This window comes from Pseudanabaena sp. FACHB-2040, from assembly GCF_014696715.1.
Classification (GTDB): Bacteria; Cyanobacteriota; Cyanobacteriia; order Phormidesmidales; family Phormidesmidaceae; genus JACVSF01.
In genome coordinates, this window is record NZ_JACJQO010000002.1 from 80,830 (window position 1) to 101,405 (window position 20,576).

18 protein-coding genes and 2 pseudogenes are annotated in these 20,576 nt (G+C 49.5%); 13 read left to right on the forward strand and 7 right to left on the reverse strand.

Going from position 1 to position 20,576, the window contains the following annotated elements:
• Positions 1 to 89: 89 nt before the first annotated feature.
• Positions 90 to 1,724 carry an alpha-D-glucose phosphate-specific phosphoglucomutase gene (locus tag H6G13_RS02115; protein ID WP_190481522.1) on the forward strand — a complete coding sequence of 545 codons (1,635 nt, stop codon included), beginning with the start codon at positions 90 to 92 and terminating at the stop codon, positions 1,722 to 1,724.
• 432 nt (positions 1,725 to 2,156) lie between these two features.
• On the forward strand, positions 2,157 to 2,960 hold the full coding sequence (locus H6G13_RS02120) for a hypothetical protein (RefSeq protein ID WP_190481523.1): 804 nt from the start codon (positions 2,157 to 2,159) through the stop codon (positions 2,958 to 2,960).
• A gap of 121 nt (positions 2,961 to 3,081) precedes the next feature.
• Here H6G13_RS02120 and H6G13_RS02125 read toward each other — a convergent pair whose 3' ends face one another.
• A complete protein-coding gene (locus H6G13_RS02125; RefSeq protein WP_190481524.1) occupies positions 3,082 to 4,014 on the reverse strand; it encodes a phosphotransferase in 933 nt (310 codons plus the stop codon).
• Between the two features lie 1,438 nt (positions 4,015 to 5,452).
• Between H6G13_RS02125 and H6G13_RS02130 the strand changes: the two genes are divergently transcribed.
• The 3 genes and pseudogenes from H6G13_RS02130 to H6G13_RS29345 all read left to right on the forward strand — a co-directional run.
• Positions 5,453 to 5,836, forward strand: coding sequence for a hypothetical protein (locus H6G13_RS02130; RefSeq protein WP_190481525.1), 384 nt, complete (start codon positions 5,453 to 5,455; stop codon positions 5,834 to 5,836).
• Between the two features lie 31 nt (positions 5,837 to 5,867).
• Entirely contained in the window at positions 5,868 to 7,322 is a 1,455-nt protein-coding gene (locus tag H6G13_RS02135) for a caspase family protein (RefSeq protein WP_347277421.1), read from the forward strand.
• A gap of 107 nt (positions 7,323 to 7,429) precedes the next feature.
• Positions 7,430 to 7,631 (forward strand): annotated as a pseudogene (locus H6G13_RS29345) (GNAT family N-acetyltransferase); the annotation flags it as partial.
• Positions 7,632 to 7,670: 39 nt separating this feature from the next.
• Here H6G13_RS29345 and H6G13_RS02145 read toward each other — a convergent pair.
• Genes H6G13_RS02145 through H6G13_RS02155 form a run of 3 tightly spaced genes read right to left on the reverse strand, consistent with a single transcriptional unit; the run spans position 7,671 to position 9,083 of the window.
• Positions 7,671 to 8,168 (reverse strand): HNH endonuclease, encoded by a 498-nt coding sequence (locus H6G13_RS02145; RefSeq protein WP_190481526.1) that lies wholly within the window; start codon positions 8,166 to 8,168, stop codon positions 7,671 to 7,673.
• On the reverse strand, positions 8,169 to 8,513 hold the full coding sequence (locus H6G13_RS02150) for a hypothetical protein (RefSeq protein ID WP_190481527.1): 345 nt from the start codon (positions 8,511 to 8,513) through the stop codon (positions 8,169 to 8,171).
• Between the two features lie 9 nt (positions 8,514 to 8,522).
• Positions 8,523 to 9,083 (reverse strand): hypothetical protein, encoded by a 561-nt coding sequence (locus tag H6G13_RS02155; protein ID WP_190481528.1) that lies wholly within the window; start codon positions 9,081 to 9,083, stop codon positions 8,523 to 8,525.
• Between the two features lie 307 nt (positions 9,084 to 9,390).
• Here H6G13_RS02155 and arr point away from each other — a divergent pair, with 307 nt between their 5' ends.
• Both arr and H6G13_RS02165 read left to right on the forward strand, forming a co-directional pair.
• Positions 9,391 to 9,807 carry an NAD(+)--rifampin ADP-ribosyltransferase gene (gene arr, locus H6G13_RS02160; protein WP_190481529.1) on the forward strand — a complete coding sequence of 139 codons (417 nt, stop codon included), beginning with the start codon at positions 9,391 to 9,393 and terminating at the stop codon, positions 9,805 to 9,807.
• A 279-nt stretch (positions 9,808 to 10,086) separates the two neighbouring features.
• Positions 10,087 to 10,614 (forward strand): adenylate kinase, encoded by a 528-nt coding sequence (locus tag H6G13_RS02165; protein ID WP_190481530.1) that lies wholly within the window; start codon positions 10,087 to 10,089, stop codon positions 10,612 to 10,614.
• Between the two features lie 82 nt (positions 10,615 to 10,696).
• Here the strand turns inward: H6G13_RS02165 and pyrC are convergent, their stop codons facing one another.
• Positions 10,697 to 11,725, reverse strand: coding sequence for a dihydroorotase (pyrC, locus tag H6G13_RS02170; RefSeq protein ID WP_190481531.1), 1,029 nt, complete (start codon positions 11,723 to 11,725; stop codon positions 10,697 to 10,699).
• A gap of 626 nt (positions 11,726 to 12,351) precedes the next feature.
• Here pyrC and H6G13_RS02175 point away from each other — a divergent pair.
• The 3 genes from H6G13_RS02175 to H6G13_RS02185 all read left to right on the forward strand — a co-directional run bounded on the left by H6G13_RS02175 (position 12,352) and on the right by H6G13_RS02185 (position 14,323).
• Positions 12,352 to 12,606, forward strand: coding sequence for a hypothetical protein (locus H6G13_RS02175; protein ID WP_190481532.1), 255 nt, complete (start codon positions 12,352 to 12,354; stop codon positions 12,604 to 12,606).
• A 215-nt stretch (positions 12,607 to 12,821) separates the two neighbouring features.
• Entirely contained in the window at positions 12,822 to 13,289 is a 468-nt protein-coding gene (locus H6G13_RS02180; RefSeq protein WP_190481533.1) for a hypothetical protein, read from the forward strand.
• Positions 13,290 to 13,348: 59 nt separating this feature from the next.
• Positions 13,349 to 14,323 carry an aldo/keto reductase gene (locus H6G13_RS02185; protein ID WP_190481534.1) on the forward strand — a complete coding sequence of 325 codons (975 nt, stop codon included), beginning with the start codon at positions 13,349 to 13,351 and terminating at the stop codon, positions 14,321 to 14,323.
• A 95-nt stretch (positions 14,324 to 14,418) separates the two neighbouring features.
• Here the strand turns inward: H6G13_RS02185 and H6G13_RS02190 are convergent, their stop codons facing one another.
• On the reverse strand, positions 14,419 to 14,655 hold the full coding sequence (locus H6G13_RS02190) for a hypothetical protein (RefSeq protein WP_190481535.1): 237 nt from the start codon (positions 14,653 to 14,655) through the stop codon (positions 14,419 to 14,421).
• A gap of 937 nt (positions 14,656 to 15,592) precedes the next feature.
• Here H6G13_RS02190 and H6G13_RS02200 point away from each other — a divergent pair.
• From H6G13_RS02200 to H6G13_RS02210, 3 genes and pseudogenes are all read left to right on the forward strand, one after another.
• Positions 15,593 to 16,906: a serine hydrolase gene (locus H6G13_RS02200; RefSeq protein ID WP_199305686.1), complete on the forward strand. Its 1,314-nt coding sequence runs from the start codon at positions 15,593 to 15,595 to the stop codon at positions 16,904 to 16,906.
• 142 nt (positions 16,907 to 17,048) lie between these two features.
• On the forward strand, positions 17,049 to 17,786 hold the full coding sequence (locus H6G13_RS02205) for a hypothetical protein (RefSeq protein ID WP_190481536.1): 738 nt from the start codon (positions 17,049 to 17,051) through the stop codon (positions 17,784 to 17,786).
• 467 nt (positions 17,787 to 18,253) lie between these two features.
• Positions 18,254 to 18,370, forward strand: a pseudogene (locus tag H6G13_RS02210) (IS5/IS1182 family transposase); the annotation flags it as partial.
• Between the two features lie 350 nt (positions 18,371 to 18,720).
• Here the strand turns inward: H6G13_RS02210 and H6G13_RS02215 are convergent.
• Positions 18,721 to 19,959: an S-layer homology domain-containing protein gene (locus H6G13_RS02215; protein ID WP_190481537.1), complete on the reverse strand. Its 1,239-nt coding sequence runs from the start codon at positions 19,957 to 19,959 to the stop codon at positions 18,721 to 18,723.
• Positions 19,960 to 20,576 lie beyond the last annotated feature (617 nt).

A 20,576-nucleotide genomic window follows, 5' to 3' on the forward strand; every position in this document is an offset into this window, starting at 1 on the left:
CTTAACCTGAGCTTACGGTTAATTACCCATACTGGGGCACAGGTAGAGCTAGAGCCACAGCTAGCTTTCTTAGCGCGAGATCACAACTCATGACGGTTCAAGTTGTCAGCACTCAACCCTATCCGGATCAAAAGCCGGGAACCTCGGGCCTGCGTAAGAAGGTGCCGACGTTCCAACAGGCTAATTATCTAGAAAACTTTATTCAATCTACCTTCGACAGCTTAGAAGGCTATCAAAACCAGACCTTAGTAGTGGGGGGCGATGGCCGCTACTACAACCGAGAAGCCATTCAGGTCATCCTCAAAATGGCGGCGGCTAATGGGTTTGGTCGAGTTTTAGTGGGGCAGGGCGGCATTCTCTCAACTCCGGCAGCTTCCTGCGTCATTCGTAAAAATAATGCCTTTGGCGGCATCATTCTCTCGGCCAGCCACAACCCTGGCGGCCCCAATGAAGACTTTGGCATCAAGTACAACATCGGTAACGGTGGCCCGGCTCCCGAGAAAGTCACCGACGCCATCTTTGCAAACAGCCAAAAAATCAGCTCCTATAAAATTCTTGAGGCTGACGACGTTAACCTAGACCGCGTCAGCTCAACTCAGCTCGGCAATACGCGAGTTGAGGTAATTGATGCCGTCAACGACTACGGGGCGCTGATGGAGTCGTTGTTTGACTTCAACCAGATTCAACAGCTGCTCGGCTCTGCCAACTTCCGAATGTGCATGGACTCGCTCCATGCCGTGACCGGCCCCTATGCCAAGGCTCTGTTTGAGCGGCGGCTAAATGCGCCTGCGGGCACCGTCATCCACGGCGAACCGCTAGAAGACTTTGGCGGCGGTCACCCCGACCCCAACCTGGTCTACGCCCACGACCTGGTAGAGATTTTGTTTGGCGACAATGCGCCCGACTTTGGCGCTGCCTCAGATGGCGATGGCGATCGCAACATGATCTTGGGCCGCCACTTCTTCGTCACTCCCAGCGACAGCCTGGCCGTGTTGGCCGCCAACGCTCACCTAGTACCGGGTTATCGCTCTGGCCTTAGCGGCATTGCCCGCTCCATGCCCACCAGCCAAGCCGCCGACCGAGTAGCCGAAAAGCTGGGCATCGATTGCTATGAAACGCCGACCGGCTGGAAATTCTTTGGCAACCTGCTAGATGCCGACAAAGCTACCCTCTGCGGAGAAGAAAGCTTTGGCACCGGCTCTAACCATATCCGTGAGAAAGACGGGCTGTGGGCGGTGCTGTTTTGGCTGAATATTCTGGCAGTGCGGAAGCAGTCGGTAGAAGAGATCGTCCAGGATCACTGGCGCACCTACGGTCGCAACTACTACTCTCGCCATGACTACGAAGCCGTTGACTCCGACCCAGCCAACACCCTGATGGAAAACCTGCGCTCGGCAGTCGGCTCTATGCCAGGCCAACGGTTCGGCCAGTATGAAGTCGCCTACGCCGACGACTTCAGCTACACCGACCCAATAGACGGCAGCGTTAGCAAAAAGCAGGGTATCCGCATTGGCTTTACCGACGGCTCCCGCATTGTCTTCCGGCTATCGGGTACAGGTACTCAGGGAGCCACGCTGCGGATCTATCTAGAGAGCTACGAACCCGACCCGGCTAAGCACGATCAGGATACTCAGGAAGCGCTGGGCGACTTGGTGCGGATGGCGGATGAAATCGCCAAGATTCGCGAGTTGACTGGACGCGAAAAGCCCACGGTGATCACCTAAAGAGTGCTCGCTGTCTGAAGGACACACGACTCCGCTCAGCCAGCGGAGGTTTGTAGGATGGGCGAAGCAAAGCGTGCCCATCACAGCACTTCCCTTTAGCGATGGGCACGGGCTATCGCCCTTTGCCCATCCTACGGATGTGTCTGTTTCAAAGTTAACGACGGTAGTGCCCTTGCGTAAAAATCAGAGAAAAAAGCAAAATTTTGAAAGTCCATCTGGCAAGACTTCTAAAAATGACTGTTTCTCTTTAGCCTTTAAGAAATAGGACTACCTAAATTACTACTCTTATGTGGAACCAGTTCATCTTTTAACTGTCCTTAATTGAAAGTGCATCTCGTCAAGAAGTTATTACCAATCCGGTTCAACTAGATAGTACTGCTTCATCTCATGATCAGACTGCATTTCTAAGTTCATAGAAGGAGAACTTGCTCAATGCTCGTCAAATCAAAGCTTTTATGTCTGATTGGAGCTTGTGTCCTCACCTCAGTCGGAGTTATCTCTGTTCAAAGCACAACTAAGCCATCACAAGCAGTATCTACTCCAGTCCAAGCCGAAACACCAGCTACGCAAGTCAACAACCTGTCTCAGAGCATTGGAGAGATTGAAGTCGAGCATGCGATCGCTCTGAGTCGCTTTCCGGCAGATACTCAGGTCATCGAAGACCTCAACCGACGCCGGACAGCACTGGTTTCACAGCTACAGCAGATTGAACCGCAGCGTTATCAGGCGTTAGTAAGGTCAGCCTCACAAAGTGCCCTGTCCAGCAAGTTTGGAGCTATTGACGTTGAGCGGACGATCGCGCTTTCTCGTGGTCAAGCAGATACTCCGGCTATTCAAGATCTCGATCGACAATCTATATTACTCACAGCGCGGCTAAAAGAGCTTCAGCCGCAGCGTTATCAGGCGTTAGTAAGGTCAGCCTCACAAAGTGCCCTGTCCAGCAAGTTTGGAGCCATTGACGTTGAGCGGACGATCGCACTTTCTCGTGGTCAAGCAGATACTCCGATTATTCAAGATCTCAATCGGCAATCTATATTACTCACAGCACGGCTAAAAGACCTTCAGCCGCAACGCTACCTAACATTGGCAACGTCAGCAACACGAAGCGCACTTCAACTCAAAATTACTGAATTGGAAGCCGAGTATCAACGCCAAGCTGATGCTTCCAGCCGACAAACTTTGAGAGTGACCATCAACAGCCTGAGACAGCGACTTACGCAATTGGATGCGTCTTAGAGATTACTGAAAAAACAAGCTGGTGTCTTTGAACGGTGTATTCCAGGATGCCAGCTCGTAGGATGGGCAAAGCAAAGCGTGCCCATCTCAGCATTGCCCTTTAGCGATGGGCACGGGTATCTTATTCGTTTCCTTTTTGCCGCTGCCGGAACCAGTTCAGGCGGTACTCAATGCGCTCCTGGTGCTGGGGGCTAGGCTGCTGCTGGTGCTGAATGGCTGACCACACCAGCGCCACAAAGGTGCGGATCTCAATGCACAGCGCGAGAACTTGGGGGTCGTAAGTGCCATAGCCCCAAAGAGCGGCTTCGGCTTTGTCTTGGTCAACCCCGAAGACATAAGGGTTTGCCACCAGGGAGGCCAAGTCCCACTCGATAGGGCCGATAAAGGCGTCTTCCCAGTCAGCCCACAGCACACCGATGGAAGTGTGGAGCACGTTGCCAGAGTGGGAGTCGCCGTGGAGGGGCTGCATGGGCAGACCGTGCAGTCGCTCCTCATAGGGAGCACTGACCTGCGCTAACAGTGCGGCATCAGCGGGGGCAAATGTACCTTGGGTGGTGAGCTGGCTCAAGAGCCGCTTGGCTTCGGTGATCAGGGCCAACACGGGCAGCTCTTGGGTAAAGCTGTTAAGTGCCCAGTGGCAAACCCGCAGCGCTCGCCCCGCCAACACCGGATCAAAAGGCTCTGGCAGAATTTGCACATAGTCCCAAAAGCTTAGGGTGAAACCGTTGTGCTGGTGGGGGCCGGGGTCGATCTGGCGGCTGGGTGGAATAATGGGAGCGCTGGCGGCGACCAAGTGCTTTGCCACTGCCAGCTCACGGATAAACCAAGCATCGCCAGCGCGGATGGTGCTGGGAACAGCGGCGATGCGGGCAACGACTCCAGTAGGTTGCAAATGCACTATGACATTGCTGGTGCTTTGCAGCGCTACAGGATGCTCAAAGACAAGACCATAGCTACGGGCAACTTCGCTGGCGGCCTGCACTGCTAGCTGAAAACGGTCATCGTCAGGGGGCTGTGGGGATTGCATTTGCTGAGGTGGTTGGGCTGGCGGCATTGAATTAGGTGCGCTGCTGGGTGACGCTTCCTGTAATTATGGGTGAGTTGCTTTTGCTTGAGTCGTTGTCGCAAATGAATAAGCGTTAGTCGCTTCTGCTTAAGCATTTACAGCTTTTGCTTATATGTTTAAGGCTTTTATATAAGCATTAAGGGCTCTTGCTTAAACACTTGGGGCTTTTGCTTATATGTTTAGAGCTTTTGTATAAGCGTTAGTCGCTTTTGCTTAAGCATTAGCAGCTTTTGCTTATATGTTTAGGGCTTTTGTATAAGCATTTGCAGCTCTTGCTTAAGCATTTACAGCTTTTGCTTATATGTTTAGGGCTTTTATATAAGCATTAAGGGCTCTTGCTTAAACATTAAGGGCTTTTGCTTAAACACTTAGGGCTTTTGCTTAAGCGTTTGCAGCTTTTGCTTATGCATGATCTGTTTTTACGTCAGCATTTGCCAGGATGGTTGGCAGCGAAACGCTTGTGTTTGTCACTGCGACCAGTGCTATTCAGCGTAGTGGTATGTCTACGCTTAGGGAGCGGGTTTAGGCTTTTGTAGCTTTTGTAGGATAGGCAAAGGGCGATAGCCCATGCGCATCTTTTAGCGACCTAGGCTGTGATAGGCACGCTTTGCTTTGCTTATCCTACGGGATCTACTGGCAGACCCTACTCAATCAGCAGGTGCTTTATGTGTACGACCATTCACTGGTAATCTTTGCCGCTGAGTCTGGGGTCGCTCCAGTGATCCGCGTCTGTGTACTGGAGGGTGTGCAGGTACTTGGCATGCGATCGAGGGCTTCTAGGCTGCCATACAGTACGTTGGCGACTTTCTGGCGGTTGGGTTTTGCTTTAAGTGATTAGGCAGGCGGTATCGGTGGCTCACCCATTCTGGCCCTCTACTTCACTCTAGCTGCTTACCTGCTGCTATGCCGTCGCCAAAGTAGTCCCCAACCTCTCCCCTAGGAAAATACTCCTTATCACAAGTCAAGAGCGCTGCTGATTTTAGTGATGTGGGTATTAAGAGAGCTTGAAACTTAGAAGCTACGTTGTTTCCTTGGTGATTGCCTCCATATCTACTCAGCCAATGGCACAAGCTTTATGCAAATTAATTTTGGCAGAACCGCAATTGTAAAACTATGTAAAGAGATGCATATTTAGCGCTTTTCTGTTGTGAGTAGCAGGTAGGAACTTCAGTAGGTCTGAAGCAATTTTGAGGTTACTGCAGATGCTTGAGGATACTTACGCTTTAGCTTAAGGGGTAATCACCGCAGTGGCAGAACGGGCCGAAACCGCAGGCTACAAAGTCTAGCGTTTCAATTTCCAAATTGGATGCTTCATTCGCTCTCCCATCTATTCCATCTAGCAGAACAACGGTTATTTAAGGCCATCTACTTAGTTGTTCGATCACTGAACTGTTTGTTAAAGCATAATGGAAACCTGTCTATTGATATGAAAAGTCAATCTAGGATTAAATTAACGTTCAACTTCAACGATCCGAACCTAACCCCAGATGAGCGGGATGAGCAAGCTCTACGGCTCATTGCAGAACTCAAAGACGTGGATGAAGTAGAAACAGTCAATCGCGTGCTTGACCCTAACCCACCTGAAGGCAATAAGGCATTAGGCGGAATTTTAGTAGGGCTGCTAACGGCAGAGGCAAATGCCGAAAATGCAAAGCGGTTATTTGGTTTCTTAGGCGATCGTCTGGGAGGAAAATCGATCGAACTGGAGGTAGAAGCAAATGGCAAAAAGCTCAAAGTCAAAGTGCAGAGCCGCGAGGAGCTAGAGGTCGCTATCAAATCAGCTCAGGACTTCGTAGCTGAGTCTGCATGATTTCTGACTACACCCAGAATAGGAGATTACAGTGGCTAAGGTTGCCTTATTAATTGGGGTGGGTGAGTATGGGGCGGGCTTGAATGCGCTTCCTGGCGCAATCAAGGATGTTGAAGCGATGCAGCGAGTATTGCAGCATTCGGAGATGGGCCAATTCGATCAGGTCAAAACGTTAGCTAATCCTGATCCTCTTGTAATGCAGGGAGAAATTGAAAATCTATGTGCAGATCGCTCTAAGGATGACCTAATCCTTCTATTTTTCTCAGGTCATGGTGTCAAGGATGATAGTAACAGGCTATATCTAGCAACTACCATCACTCGGAAAACAGCCCAAGGTGAACTGGTTAAATCGACTGCTGTTCCTGCTCACTTTGTAAATGATGTAATGCTAAATAGCCGTTCCAAGCGCCAGGTCGTGCTGCTGGATTGTTGTTTTAGTGGAGCATTTGCCGAAGATATGAGGGCAAAAGATGATGGTTCAATCGATGTTCAAACCCAGTTAGGGGGCGAAGGGCGTGCAGTTCTGACTTCTTCAAGTTCTACCCAATATTCTTTTGAACAGCAGGGGTCAGATCTTTCAATCTACACACGCTTTCTTGTAGAAGGATTGGAAACTGGTGCAGCTGACTTAAACGGTGATGGAATAATTTCCATTGATGAGCTACATGAATACGCGAGTCGAAAGGTTCAAGAATCTGCACCAGCAATGAAGCCCAAAATCTATGCTGTGGAGGAAGGGTTCAAGATTCGTCTAGCTAAAGCGCCTGTCGGTGATCCAAAGCTGAGATATCGCCAAGAAGTAGAAAGTTTTGCCAGTCGAGGCGAAATCTCTGATATTGCACGCTATACACTGAATACTCGACAGAACCAGTTGGGTCTTTCAACCGCAGAAGCACAAGAAATTGAGGCTCAGGTATTAAAGCCTTACCAAGAGTACAAGCAGAAATTGCAGCAGTATGAGGAAGCGTTGGTAAAGGAATTGGAACGCGAGAATCCTTTACCTGATTACAAGCGTCAAGAGCTAAAGCGGTTTCAGGAGGTTTTGGGTTTAGAGAGTATGGATATAGAATCAATTAGAGCAAAATTGCGCTTACCCAACGAAGAAGTTCAATCTAGAATCTTTCATTCGAGAGCAGTTCGACGAAGTGTGCTACTCGGAAGTACAGCTTTATCAGTTTTGATAGGGGTGACTATGATGCTACCTAGACTATTAGAATTACCTACCTCGCAACAGACACCTCAAATACCTTCTGAGATAACTGCCTCATCTGTATTTAAAGTGAGCGGTGAAACTTGCCCGCCTGGCTCTACTCTTGTTACATACGAAGAGGCTATAGGTTACAAAAACTCATTGATTCAGAAATTGGGTGAATGGGATATTGCTCGACTTGCAGGTGGTGGCTCTATGACTGGTTCAGGGTATTCCTATGAAATTCGCAGGAATAATGATAGCCCGTTGGGTCATGCCCTGTGCAAGGAATTGTGAAGTTCAGCAGTTTTGTAGGATGGGCAAAGCAAAGCGTGCCCATCACAGCATTTCCCTTGAGCGATAGGCACAGCTATCGCCCTTTGCCCATCCTGCGGGTGTGTCTGCTTCTAACAGTTGATCCAGACTTTCAAGGTCGCGGCATTGGCAGCGCACTCACAGAATTTACTCTGAGCTGAATAAGAGGCTGGGATGTCTATTGCTATGGTCGAGACGGGAGGCGATCCTGGCCATGCTGCAGTGCGATACATCTATGAGAAAGCGGGCTTTGATCTATGGCCAATTGCCCGATACTTCAAGAAACTCTGAAATAGAAATATTAGCCTTAGAGTTTATCTTTCGCTATGGTCAGAGAAGTGGGTAGCGGTGGAGAACACCCTCAGCAAGATCCTGAAGATAACTAAGGTTATGCTGAATCTCAAAGGCGTTGTTATCACCTTTGAGGTTATTGCACTTCCAGCACATAATTTGGAGGTTGCTACAGTCAAACATGCGCTCCGGGCAGCGAGCCTTGTTTAGCTTGTGGTCGAGAGTGACGTAGTGAGGATGAAAGTAAGTCTTGCCAGCTTTATTGATAGTTTTTTTGTCATTCCCGTCCAAGTATTGATAGCCGCGAGCAATTGCTTCCTGCTTGTCATTGGTACTATGAGCGGACTTTCCATGAACCATTTTCTGGCCGCAAAAAGGGCACGGCTTTTGATGGTATTTGGCGCGATACTGATTCGGGCTAATCTTGCCGAAGTTGGGATGATCGATGACTGGACAGTTTTGGGCTGCTTGCCACAATTCGTTAATGTCAGCACTTGAATATAGAGTGGCTAGTTCCTGCGGATTGAAGTCAGTCATTTATAGCAGCTGGTATTTGTCTAACACTTCGTCAGCACGCTTTTGAATCTGGTTGCGCTTGCGCTTCAAGTTTGACTTTGCTTGCTTGGCCAAATCTTGAACTTGCTCAGCTCCCAGAATAGATTGATCAATTGCGCCAGGGAGGTCTCCCTTCTTCAGCTTGGCGTCAAACAAACTTGGAGGCTTGAGCTGCTGCAAAATTTTCCAAGACTGCTGGACTTTCTGCCAGCTAACGTTGCGGTATCCTTGCTGACGCACGGATTGCTGCTGAGCTTTCGTTAATATCTGAAAAGTGTCAGAATTACGCTTCTGCCACTCGCGATAACTCATGCCATCAATATTCATGGTTATCCTCTAGTCAAGATTGAAAGTTTTCTTAAGCACCTGCCACTCTTTTTTGCCGTAATTGAAGGCAATGTATTCCTGAATTTTAGATAGCTGTCCTTTAAGGGTATCAATACGCTTCTCTAATTCAGAAATTTTGGTCTCTGCTTCCGTAGTTGTCTCTTCACTGATCCCGGTTATGTCTGTGACAGCATTTCGCAGTTCTTGAACAGTTTCGTTGTAGTCCTGCTTATGCACCAGGTCTTTCTCCAAAAGGACTTGCTTGCGATCGCTTCCTGATTTAGAAAGCACATTGAGCAACCATTTGCCAGCGTTCAAAATTTCTGAGTGCTGGGGATTTAGGAAAGCTTTTAGTTTTTCGTTGGCCTCTTGGGTCTTGAGGCCCTGCTTGTAACGGTTGAAGTTATTAGCATCTTTGACCAATGCTAAAATCTCTAGATGCTGTGCGGCTTTAACGATCTGCTCATCCTTCATTTTTTCCTTCAATGCATACTGGGCTACCCCCGATGCACTACTAATATCCTTGATGAGCCGATCACGCTCTTTTTTGGTAAGCTCCACAGTTTTCATTTGGAATCCTGAGCAGTTGCTTCTTTGCTAGCCAGTATTTCTAATATACTGATTCTCTCAGTGACACTCCGCCGAATTCATAAGCTGGCTACTTCGTGGGGTCAAATCTTCATAATTAGGAAGCAGTTGCTTATAGACTTCATCTGAATCTATAGACACTCCTATAGTGACAAATGGTCTAGGTTGGTCATTGGACCGTCGAAATTCTCTTTACTCAAGCCTTTCAGCCACTCTTTGGCTGATTCTACAACCACTGCTTTCGCGCTCAGACTGAAGGGTGGGAACACAGAATATGAGGAACAAACCGATGCAAGCCACCAACGACCTGAATTTGCAACAGTTTTACCATGGTACGAAAGCCGACCTGAAACCAGGGGACCTGATCGTGCCAGGCTATAACTCTAACTACGGCAAGAGGAAAAAGGCAGCCTACGTCTATCTGACTGCCACCTTGGATGCGGCCACTTGGGGGGCCGAGCTGGCCCTTGGGGAAGGATCCGGCAGAATCTACATCGTGGAGCCGACCGGCCCAATTGCAGATGATCCCAATCTGACGGATAAGAAATACCCGGGTAATCCGACGAAGTCATATCGCTCTCAGGATCCGCTGCGGGTTGTGGGTGAGGTGATGGATTGGCAGGGGCACTCGCCCCAAGAGATCAAAACCATGAAGGACAACCTTGAGCGACTTAGGCAACTTGGTATTGAGGCCATCGAGGACTAAGCCCGACTCTCATTCACCAACGCCCCTGCACCTGACCGCATTAAAGTTGTCTATTAGAATCGAGACATTAACAGTGGGTGATGAGCATCATTAGCCAATAGAGGCATTACTGTGGGGCAGTCATGTGCGTACCCACCATTCCCACCAATGATCCAGGAGTACCTACACGGGTACTACAGCACCTGAAATCTGCTTTAGACACTGAAAATACCGTCAGCTAGTCCGTAAAATTTCATGACTGAGGAGTAGTTTAAAGCGACGCTCAGGAAGGAGATACCTGTGAAAAAAGTTGCTGTATTTGGCAATGCTGGAGGCGGGAAATCCACGCTCAGCAAGCGTCTGGCAAAAATGACAGGTTTGCCTATGGTCGCTTTAGACCTCTTGAAGTACAAACCTGGTGGCGGAGAAGTTCCGTACGAAGACTATAAAGCTGCTCACGATCAACTCCTTCAGCAGGACCAGTGGATCATCGATGGATATGGATCATTAGACACAGTATGGGAACGGCTGGAGGTTGCAGACACCTTGATCTATGTTGACATGCCAGTTCTCAGGCACTATTGGTGGGTAACAAAGCGATTCTTGAAAGGCTTTGTAGTTCCACCAGCAAATTGGCCCGAGAACAGTCCGCTCTTAAAGGGTACGCTCAACAGTTATTACACAGTTTGGCTTTGCCACAAGAAGCTCACGCCAAAGTACCGAGAGTATGTGCATAAAGCTAAGGAGAGAAAGCAGGTTTATTATCTTCAGTCGCCTAAGGATGTGAAAGAGTTCTACCGAGCTGTCGAACTAGAACTCACAAAATAAGGCAGACTATGAGTAGCCCTACTCGCAGTGAAGTTTGGCTTGCAGAGCTGGGCTATGCTGCAAAAGTTAGACCCTAGTGAGGTTAAGCCATTTGCCACGTCATCTCCTGGCCTGCCCGTAAAGGCACAAGCCCAGATTCCGTAAATGGCACTTCATCAGGAACACGCCAGGTCGTCTTGGTCAAAGTAATCTGTTCAGTATTACGCGGAAGCTGATAGAAATCTGGCCCATAGAAACTGGCAAAAGCTTCAAGTTTATCCAACGCATCAACGCTCTCAAACGCTTCTGCATACAGCTCCAGAGCGTGCAGAGCCGAATAGCAACCCGCGCAGCCACAAGAACTTTCCTTACCATCGCGGGGATGGGGGGCGCTATCGGTGCCCAGAAAAAACTTAGGATTACCAGAAGTTGCCGCTTGCAAAAGTGCGTGGCGATGCTCCTCCCGTTTCAAGATGGGCAGACAATAAAAATGCGGGCGAATGCCACCCTGAAACAGGACATTGCGGTTAAACAACAAATGCTGTGGCGTGATCGTTGCAGCGATATTGTTGGCAGACAAGACATACTGCACAGCATCTGAAGTCGTAACGTGCTCAAGCACCACACGCAGATTAGGAAATCGCTGCTTGAGGGGGATCAAATGTCGCTCGACAAACACCTTCTCGCGATCGAACATATCAACATCTTGATCGGTCACCTCCCCATGCAGCAGTAAAGGCAGGTCTACCTGCTGCATCGCTTCAAAGATGCGATCGCACTTCCCAATATCCGTCACCCCCAAGTCTGAATTGGTCGTTGCACCGGCTGGGTAGTACTTTACCGCCTTGATAAACCCGGATGCTTTAGCCGCAATAATTTCTTCGGGGCTCGTGTTATCAGTGAGATAGAGCGTCATTAGCGGCTCAAACTGTTCGCCAGCCGGAATAGCTGCGAAGATGCGATCGCGATAGGCCGCAGCATCCGCAACAGTGCGTACCGGAGGCTTCAAATTCGGCATGATAATCGCGCGGGCAAACTGACGCACCGTATGGGGCAGAACCGCTTTCAGCGCCGCACCGTCGCGCAGATGTAAGTGCCAGTCGTCGGGTCGAGTAATCGTAAGCTTTTGCATCACTCAATTATAAAACCGCCAGTACTTACCGGATCCGCCGGATAATACCGGGCATAAAGGAGCTTATCTAGCAGATCCGATACTTAATTTGTAGTTAGCCGTCCAGTTACACCTGTAAGTGTTCTCCAGAGCTTGTGTGTGCGCATCCGAGAGTGAAGAGTTTCGTTGGCGATGAGCAATTGCCCAAGTTCTTGAGCAAAGTACTTGGGAACCAGTGTAGAGATAGCCAGTCACGGTAGCTATAAGTCACTGTAGATAGCCAATGAACATTGGCTTCACCAAATGGACTCTGCAAAATGTTAAGAGTATTAAAAAGAAGCAGCCAGGTAGTAATACTGCTAACTTCTCTCAGCATAATTCCGGGAATCTGGTATTTTTGGCACATGGATGGTTGGGCACTCACGCCAGAACGAGCCGCTAGACGAGATAGTTATTGTCAAGATGCCCCCGTTGTAAAAGCGCAACGAACGACACCAACTACCGCAATTGTGGTTTGCCAGGGCTTGCCAGCATCTCTAGATAGAGGACAAGTTCGCGTTGTGCGTTGGCCTTGGAGAGTCTGGCGAGCATCCCAAGATGGGTCAAACTTCAGCTCTCAATCTCCTCATATCATTTCAACCGAGTTCGTGGAGTATTCACACGCAGGACCCACTCAAAGTGTTCATACTTCACTTATCCTTCTTGGTCAAAGCCACTCCACAGAAGTGGCTGCGGTAGAAGCAGTATTGAGTGATGGTAGAACCTTGAGAAATGAGGTAACCAATGGCTTATTCGTCTTTGATGCGCCGATCCAAGCTGTCGGTGTCAAAGTGGATGAGTTAAAGGTAATCGGGCGAGATAATCAAATTCTTCAGCTTATCGAGGTAAAGCCAAATTATTAAGCGTAAAAGAGCAATAGGCTAACACGGCGCAGCAGCAGACGGTTTAAAGATCCTGAAATGAGATGCCAAGTTATCTGCCGCCATTTAACTTCCTAAAGTTTGGGTATTATCTATCAGATCTGCTAGATAATATCGAGCGTGGAGGAGCTTAATTAGCAGATCTAATAACTAATTTATAGTTAGAGCCCACTACACTTGTCAGCTTGGAAACAGTGATGCACATCGACCACTATCTCGGTACATGGGAGCTCGTGCCCGAACTGTCGTTGTATGAGACTGGCACGCCGCCAGCGTGTGGTCGGTATACGATTGCCGAGTCAGCGCCTGGTGTGCTCACGCTGCACGTGCGCTGGCAGACCGAACCCGATGGCCCGGTGCACGAGGTCGCCTTTGGCGGACAGGCGGACGGAACACCCCACGTGCTCCCCGCATTGCCGGATGCTCCCGCCCACGGGCCCGACGCGCACACGCTGACGCGGGTCGATGCGCACACACTCGACAGCGCCGCGCTAGCGCATGGTGTAGTGATCGCGTCGGCGCGCCGGGTCGCCTCCAAGGACGGGGCGTTGCTGGCGGTTGTGCAGGAGCAAACGGACGTCACCGGACGCCGGACGCGTAACTTTCAGGTCTATCGCCGCATAGCGTCCGGATCCGCCGCAGCAATCAGTGGGCAGATGCTATAACCGCCAGTAGGATGGGGACGGATTGACCTGTTCATCGCTCCCCCTAGCTCTAAACGCTGATGCACACCTACACGCTGCCGGGCACTGATTTGAGCGTTTCGCGAGTTGCCTATGGCTGCATGAATATTGGCGGAACTTGGGATGATACACCGCCTTCTACAAACGTACAGGAAAGAGCATCTCGGGCCATTAAGGCAGCTCTGGAAACAGGCATCACCCTGTTTGACCATGCAGATATCTACACACGGGGCAAGTCAGAGCAGGTGTTTGGTAACGTGCTCAAAGCCTCGCCAGGTTTGCGTGAGCAAATTGTGCTTCAGTCAAAGTGCGGTATTCGTTTTGCGGGAGATCCTCAGACTAGCGACCCCCAGCGCTACGACTTTAGCTATGAGCACATCGTTGCGTCGGTAGAGGGCAGTTTGCAAAGACTGCAAACCGACTACCTCGATATTCTGCTGCTGCATCGCCCTGATCCCTTAGTAGAACCCGAGGAAGTCGCGCGAGCATTTGATGCGTTGCAGACAGCAGGCAAGGTGCGCCACTTCGGCGTCAGTAATCATACAGCGGGGCAGATTGAGCTATTGCAAAAGAGTGTGGAGCAGCCGCTACTGATCAATCAGGTAGAGCTAAGCCTGCTGCACTCGTATTTGATTGATGAGGGCATTGTTGCAAACGTGTCTGGCGTTAGCTCGGCCTTGGCAACTGGAACGCTCGACTACTGCCGCAACCACAATATCTTGATCCAGGCTTGGGCACCGCTGGCAGGTGGCAAGCTTTTCGAGCCCGACGCAGAGGCAGATCCGGCATTAGGTAAAACGGCTCAGCTAGTGGGTCAATTGGCTGAGGCAAAGCAGACAAGTCGTGAGGCTATTGTTCTCGCTTGGCTGTTGCGCCATCCTGCGGGCATTCAACCTGTCGTGGGGACAACTCAACCAGAACGGATTGCAGCGTGTGCTTTAGCCGATGAAATCGCTTTGACACGGGAAGAATGGTACTCATTGTTTACAGCCGCTAGGGGTAGGCGGGTTCCTTAAATGAGGGAGGAGAGAGAAGGGAGGTGCGATCGCTCCATAAAAGGCGGGCGCGATGACCCCAAGGCAAGCCTTTGACCATCGCACCCGTTACCCTCCTAGGTGTCAGGCCTTCCGAGCCTGCGGCTCATGACGCTGATGTACTCGCCGCTTCGACCTGTCGCAATGGGTTTGATCCAGGCGGTTCTGTCGCAGTAGCCCAGCACCTCCATCCGGTTGATTGCCCCCACGACAGCAGAATAGTCGCCCAGCAAGATATGGCAGAGCTGATCGGGCCGATACGAGGGTAAACGAAACTGCGAGGAGCTGTGCTCCCCTTCGGGTGATTGAAACATACGGGTCTCTCCGCTTTCTAAAGAAAACGGGGAACTATCTAGCGCTCCCAAGTGAAGGTAAAACAGAGTGCTAGAACCTAGAATGATTCCAGGTCTTCGCCAGCTTACCCAGTCTAAGTTGGGATGACTCAGGGGATTTGAGAAGCGCCAACTTCTCTCTTCCCCGCCCAGAATCATTCCCCGCACCACTGACAATACTAAATGCAGCCCAAGAGTTCAACCGTACAGGGTTAACTCTTGTCGGGTTTCCTGCCCCACGCTCACCTCGATTGAGCACATGTGTAAAACAGAAGCATCGCATTGAACGCTGCGGTCTGCGTTGAAGGCGCTATGTTGCGTTGAATCGCCAATGGGAGAAGATACGCTCTGATTTCATCAGTACCCGTCTCCTTAAGTGATGCTTTTCATAAAACAGAATGTAATCTCAAATGCAGCGAACATAAGATTTTTCCGTCTTATGACTGCAATGATTCAGACGAATAACTGCTCTTACTTAATCAAACAAGCATAGTAGCTGAGATGGTGACATCAATAGATGCTAGATAACTCCTCAATTAGAGGGATTATCCGTCACTTCTGCTGGATAATCCCCCCAATTCTTAGGATTAACTATTAAATCTGCTGGATAACATCCTAGATCCGCGGCATTATCCATCAGTTATTCTGTTTAATTTCTTAAGATCTGGGTATTATCCCGTAGACCCGACAGATAATACCTTGGATAGGGGGCTTAGCAAGCGGATTTGACACTTAATATCTAGTTAGACCTCTGACTTGTCGGTGAGGCGGTCGTTTGAAGATATTCTGTTTGTATTCAAGATCAAAGTATTTTTAAAATTATCTGTGGAGCGATCGCAGTCCTATGAAGTTAACTATTTCGAGCAAATGCATTAGGTTCTTCAACACTTTTATGGAAAGACAGGGAGAAGAATAAGCCATGTCAACTGCAAGCAAGATGGCAGAATATCTTCAAGCCTATCTGGAAACAGGTTTCTTTATGGGGTCTGCCTTGGTTGCTTGTGCAGGCGAAGTGATATTTCATCAAAGTTACGGTATGGCAAACCTTGAGCATGGGGTCTTAAACACTTCTCAAACTAAGTTCCGTATCGCTTCGCTCACAAAGCCGTTTACAGCAGCGGCAGTTCTAAAACTTCAGGAACAAGGGTTGCTCGATGTGCGGCACTCCATTTCAGCCTATGTACCTAATTATCCAAACGGTGAGCAAATTACTATTCATCACCTGTTGACTAACACCGCAGGCATTCCCAACTTTACGAGCTTTCCTGATGCCGAAAAGAAGCAACCTCTTAAGGTTACACTCGACGAATTGATCTCTTGGTTCAGCGATAAACCTTTACATTTTGTGCCCGGAGAGCGCTACCGACCGACCAATTCTGGTTACGTGCTTCTAGCAAAAATTATCGAGGTTGCTTCTGGTCAATCCTATGCAGATTACTTACGACAACACATTCTTGAGCCTGCAAATATGCTGAATTCAGGCTATGACCAGCAAGAATTGGTTTTGCCACACCGAGCATCAGGCTACCTCCTAACTGAAGCAGGATATCGAAATCCGCCTTTTTGGGATATGTCACAGCCCTCTGGAGCCGGAGGAATGTACTCAACTACTGAAGATCTTTATAAGTGGGATCAAGCTCTCTATACCGATGCGGTGCTGAATGAACACTCTAGAAATATTATGTTTTCCCCACTCGTTCGCGTAGGTTCAAGTGAACCGAAAGAATACTGCGGCTATGGCTGGAGCATTGATACTCACTATGGACGCGATCGCCAGATGTGGTATGGAGCCATTCATGGTTTTCGTGCAATCTTGTCCCGCTACCCCAGCGAAAAAGCAGTTGTAATTGCATTGAGCAATGTTGGCGATGTTTCGATCGAGAGGATCGAGAATGATTTAGCTGCGATTTTGTTCAACGAACCGTACAGAATGCCAACTCCACCACAAGCAATCAACCTTGATTCTGCTGTCTATGAAGCTTATGTGGGAGAGTATAGTGGAGCTTACGAATTTGCTCCAAAGTACAACTTAATCATCACGACCGAATCTAAGCGTATCTTTATGAACTTTACTGGAGAAGACCGCATGGAGATTTTTCCAGCGTCCTCGACTCAGTTTTTTCTCAAAGTGTTAGATCTCCAACTCACTTTTAAGGTGGATGAAACAGGCAAGGCATCAAATGTAATAATTCATCAGAATGGGCGAGATTCTGTGGCAACTAGAATGAATTAGAAACTCATCTAGCGGCGAGGTCTAACAATCGCGTTGCAGCGGACAGTTGAACATTCCTTTCTATCGTTCAGGTCGATCTGCTGCCGCTGAAAACGGTCGTTAGGCAGAAAGTTTCTCTCTAATTACGAGTTAGCCCAATACTATGCGTCGCATGATCTTCATATTGTTGCTCTTATCTCTTCTACTATATGAAGCTGGCAACCTCACAGGATTCTCGTGGAAGAGATTAGAGTACGTGGAGCAGCGAGAAATCATTGATGAAGCAATTCGATTCAGCTACCCAAACATTTATTCTAACCTGAAAGAGTTACAGGTTGACTACTCCAACTTTAAGCCCGAAGTAAGGTATTGGGGCAGTTGGTCTTGGCAGGTAAAGAACGGCTTTCTCGAGAAACTGTTTGGGTTAACACGGTACCAGGTTCGGATGCCTGAAGAAATCGTAATGGTGAGCGTTGATGGTAAAGCACAATTCTCGCGCAGCGACACTGATTGCATCGGAGACAGCGGTTGCCCATTTACACCACCAGATAATCCAGAGCAAGGGGTCGTTGGAACAGTTCAATACGGTGGACCAAATTATGAAGTGGTCAACGATTTTTCGGTTGAATGGAGGGGGCGAGATAGAGGCAGCGTGTTCAAGTCTGGGCATTGTTTCTCCGCTTACATTAACTCGCCCAAGAACAAGGCATTGGTAGTTAGTCCAAAAGGTGCTGATGCAACTACCATTCGCAAAGGCTACGGCTTCTATTTAGTTGCAATAACAAGTGATTCCTATGCGCGTATGAGGATTCCCAAGGCCACGTTTGAACAGTCCCAGTTATGCAACATTGAGGCAAGAAAGTCATGGCCCAATGTCGGAGGGTGGGCATGGAAGAGATAACTAGCTAACCAATCGTTGCAGCGGAGCACAGAACTGCCGACTTTTTCTTCTCTGGCGTTACAGCGCCGCGTCCGCTGAACTTAAACGTTAACAGTTTTGGTATCTGGGCTTAAAGCTGAGAGCGGGGTTCAACTTAACTTGCAACCCCGCTCTCAGTTTGTTGTTAGCTTCTACCTACGTTCGAGATGGCCGCAGGTTAGCGTAGCTAACACTCGGCTTAGAAACCCCTTGCAGAGCTTGACGCTTGAACTGCTTTAAGAGCATAGCGATCAAGGTTCATTACCTTGTCCCACGCCACCACAAAGTCATTCACAAACTTCTGCTCAGAGTCCACACAGTCATAGACTTCCGGTAGGGCGCGGAGCTGCGAGTTTGAGCCGAAGATGAGGTCAACTCGGGTAGCAGTCCACTTTTGTTCGCCGGTTTTGCGATCGCACCACAAACGGCGGGTGCGAAGTCACCTTTGGGGGCATGTTCGCTCACGGACCTTTGACAACCAGGCCGTCGAACTCTTCTTGCAGCGTGCAGCGCTCAACCGCATAATTCAACTGGCCAAGCCCGATAGCTATCCGGTTGAGGCTTAGGTCTCGATTCCTGACACAGAACACCTGCCTCTTGCACTGTTCATGCAACAAAGCCGACCAGCATCACAATGGCGTAAACCTGAGGGTTCTCCGTAATTACACCAACTCTCCGTAAAGATAGGGGCATGGCGTGGCGGATGGCCCTAATCTAGGGCATTGTAGAAATGGGCAAGAGCGTCTTGCTCTATACAAAACACCTTAACATCAAGACCCCTATACAGAATCAGCCCCCGGTGCTTCGGCAGCGGGGGTTATGGTTTGAGCCTGTCCTGCGCCGCCACATAAAGCAACACCCCTGGGTAAGTCTTTCCCCAGGGGTGAAACTGACTTACTGACGCTTTAACAGTGCTCTATCGCCCTGACAGCATCAGGGGTGCATTGACGGTCAAGCTCAGATCGCGGGCGGGGTTAATGGCAATTACATCAACCTGGTTGCGCCCAAAGATTCGACCCAGCGTGGCCCCGGTGGCAGTTCCGGCCAAGACCTCTAGAGCATCAGCCCTTTGGTCGCCAGTAGTGCGGGCGATCGCGGCAGCCGCGCCGGACCCCAGCACCGCACCCGCCAGCGTCTCACCAAAGGTGCCACCCTGGCGGATTGTTTCTCTAGTGGTGACGGTTTGCGAGGTAGCGTTAATCGCCATCCGCTGCCCCCCTGGCAGGACCAGTTCCTGGGCCACAAACTGAGAGCCATTGGCGCTGGGGCGCAGTTCTCCCACCACCTGACTACCCACCGGAATTAGCACTCGTCCGGTACTATCGGTGACGGCTTGAGTCACGTTGAGGGTTAGAGCAGCAGTCTCGTCGGGGAGCACAACCACTTTGTCGCTCTGTTCGTAGTTTGTGGTTATCACAGTACCGGCAGGCACAGTGGACTGAGTCGCCGCCTGCTGTTGCCCGACAATGTAGGGAGAGTTGACAGTCGCCACCTGATTTTGGCTAGCCAGAGCCTGGTAGATGAAGGCCGCCACATCGGCCCGGGTCGCTGTTTGGTTGGGCCTCAACGCCTGCACATCAGGATAGTTAACCACCATGCGCCGTTCTGTCGCCGCCGCTAAACTAGCCACCGCATACTGAGGAATTTGGGCAGCGTCGCGGTAAACTTGAACACTGTTTTGGTTGCTGGCGGTGTAGTTCAGCCCGTTAGATAGAGAAACTAGCACCTGCGCCCGAGGAATGTTTTCATTGGGGCGGAATACATTACCGGGGTAGCCCGACAAAAATCCCATCATGTTAGCCTCACTAATGGCAGCGGCGGCCCAGTAATTAGCCGGTACATCCACAAAGGATGTCGCCCCGCGCACTGCAGACTGGTTAAAGGCCTGACGAACCATAGCGGCAAACTGGGCGCGGGTTACCGGCTCGTCGGGCCGAAAGGTACCGTCTGGAAAACCGGCAATGATGTTTCGCTCCGCCAAACTGGTGATAAATTGACGTGCCCAGTACCCTGAAGACACATCGGTAAACTGAGTTTGAGTTTGGGTTTGGGCAACTACCGGTGCGGCTGTAATCATCGGAGTAAAGGCACCGAAACCCAACCCTAAGGCCAGTACGAGAGCCGTTCCAGACTTTAGACGAAAAGCATTAGACATGATGAAAACTCCAAAGATGGGAAAAGAAGTAGATGCATTTTTAGTAGATTTTGGTCACGACTGCGATCGCGACTCTCTACTCTAATAGGCTGTTTCAGCCGATATTTCCTGATCTAGTTCTTGTTGAATCAGTTTGGGGGGACTGCCAATGCTATTAGTTTCCGCAAGGTCCAAAAAAATTGCTTAAGAGCGCTTTGTTTAGCTAATGAAGGCAAATGAGCAGCTTTAATCATCCCTCGCCTAAATACACGTGGAAATTGTGTGCTGCTACTTCCAATAAAGTAATGTCTCTTTCTGTCACCGTTGCCGATCAACTTTCCGCTATTTCAACTGTCACACCGTGAATTGTTGCCCCCTTGTTCGATGACTACCTATACAGCAAGATCGAATAGACTGGTTTAGCCCCAAAAAGTTTCAGCTCTATTTTGAAATGAGGTCGACCTGGCTTTTTCTATAATGCTTAAAGCCTTTTTCCGTAGTTTGGCCTTTGGTCAAGTCATCACCGTGTGGCGCATCCTAAGCCTCTGCCTTGTATATAAGCATTAGCCCCTAGCGAGAAGGGTGTTAGGAGCAGGGTAGAACTATTGAAGCTCCTGCAAAGCTAGGATAAAAATTCT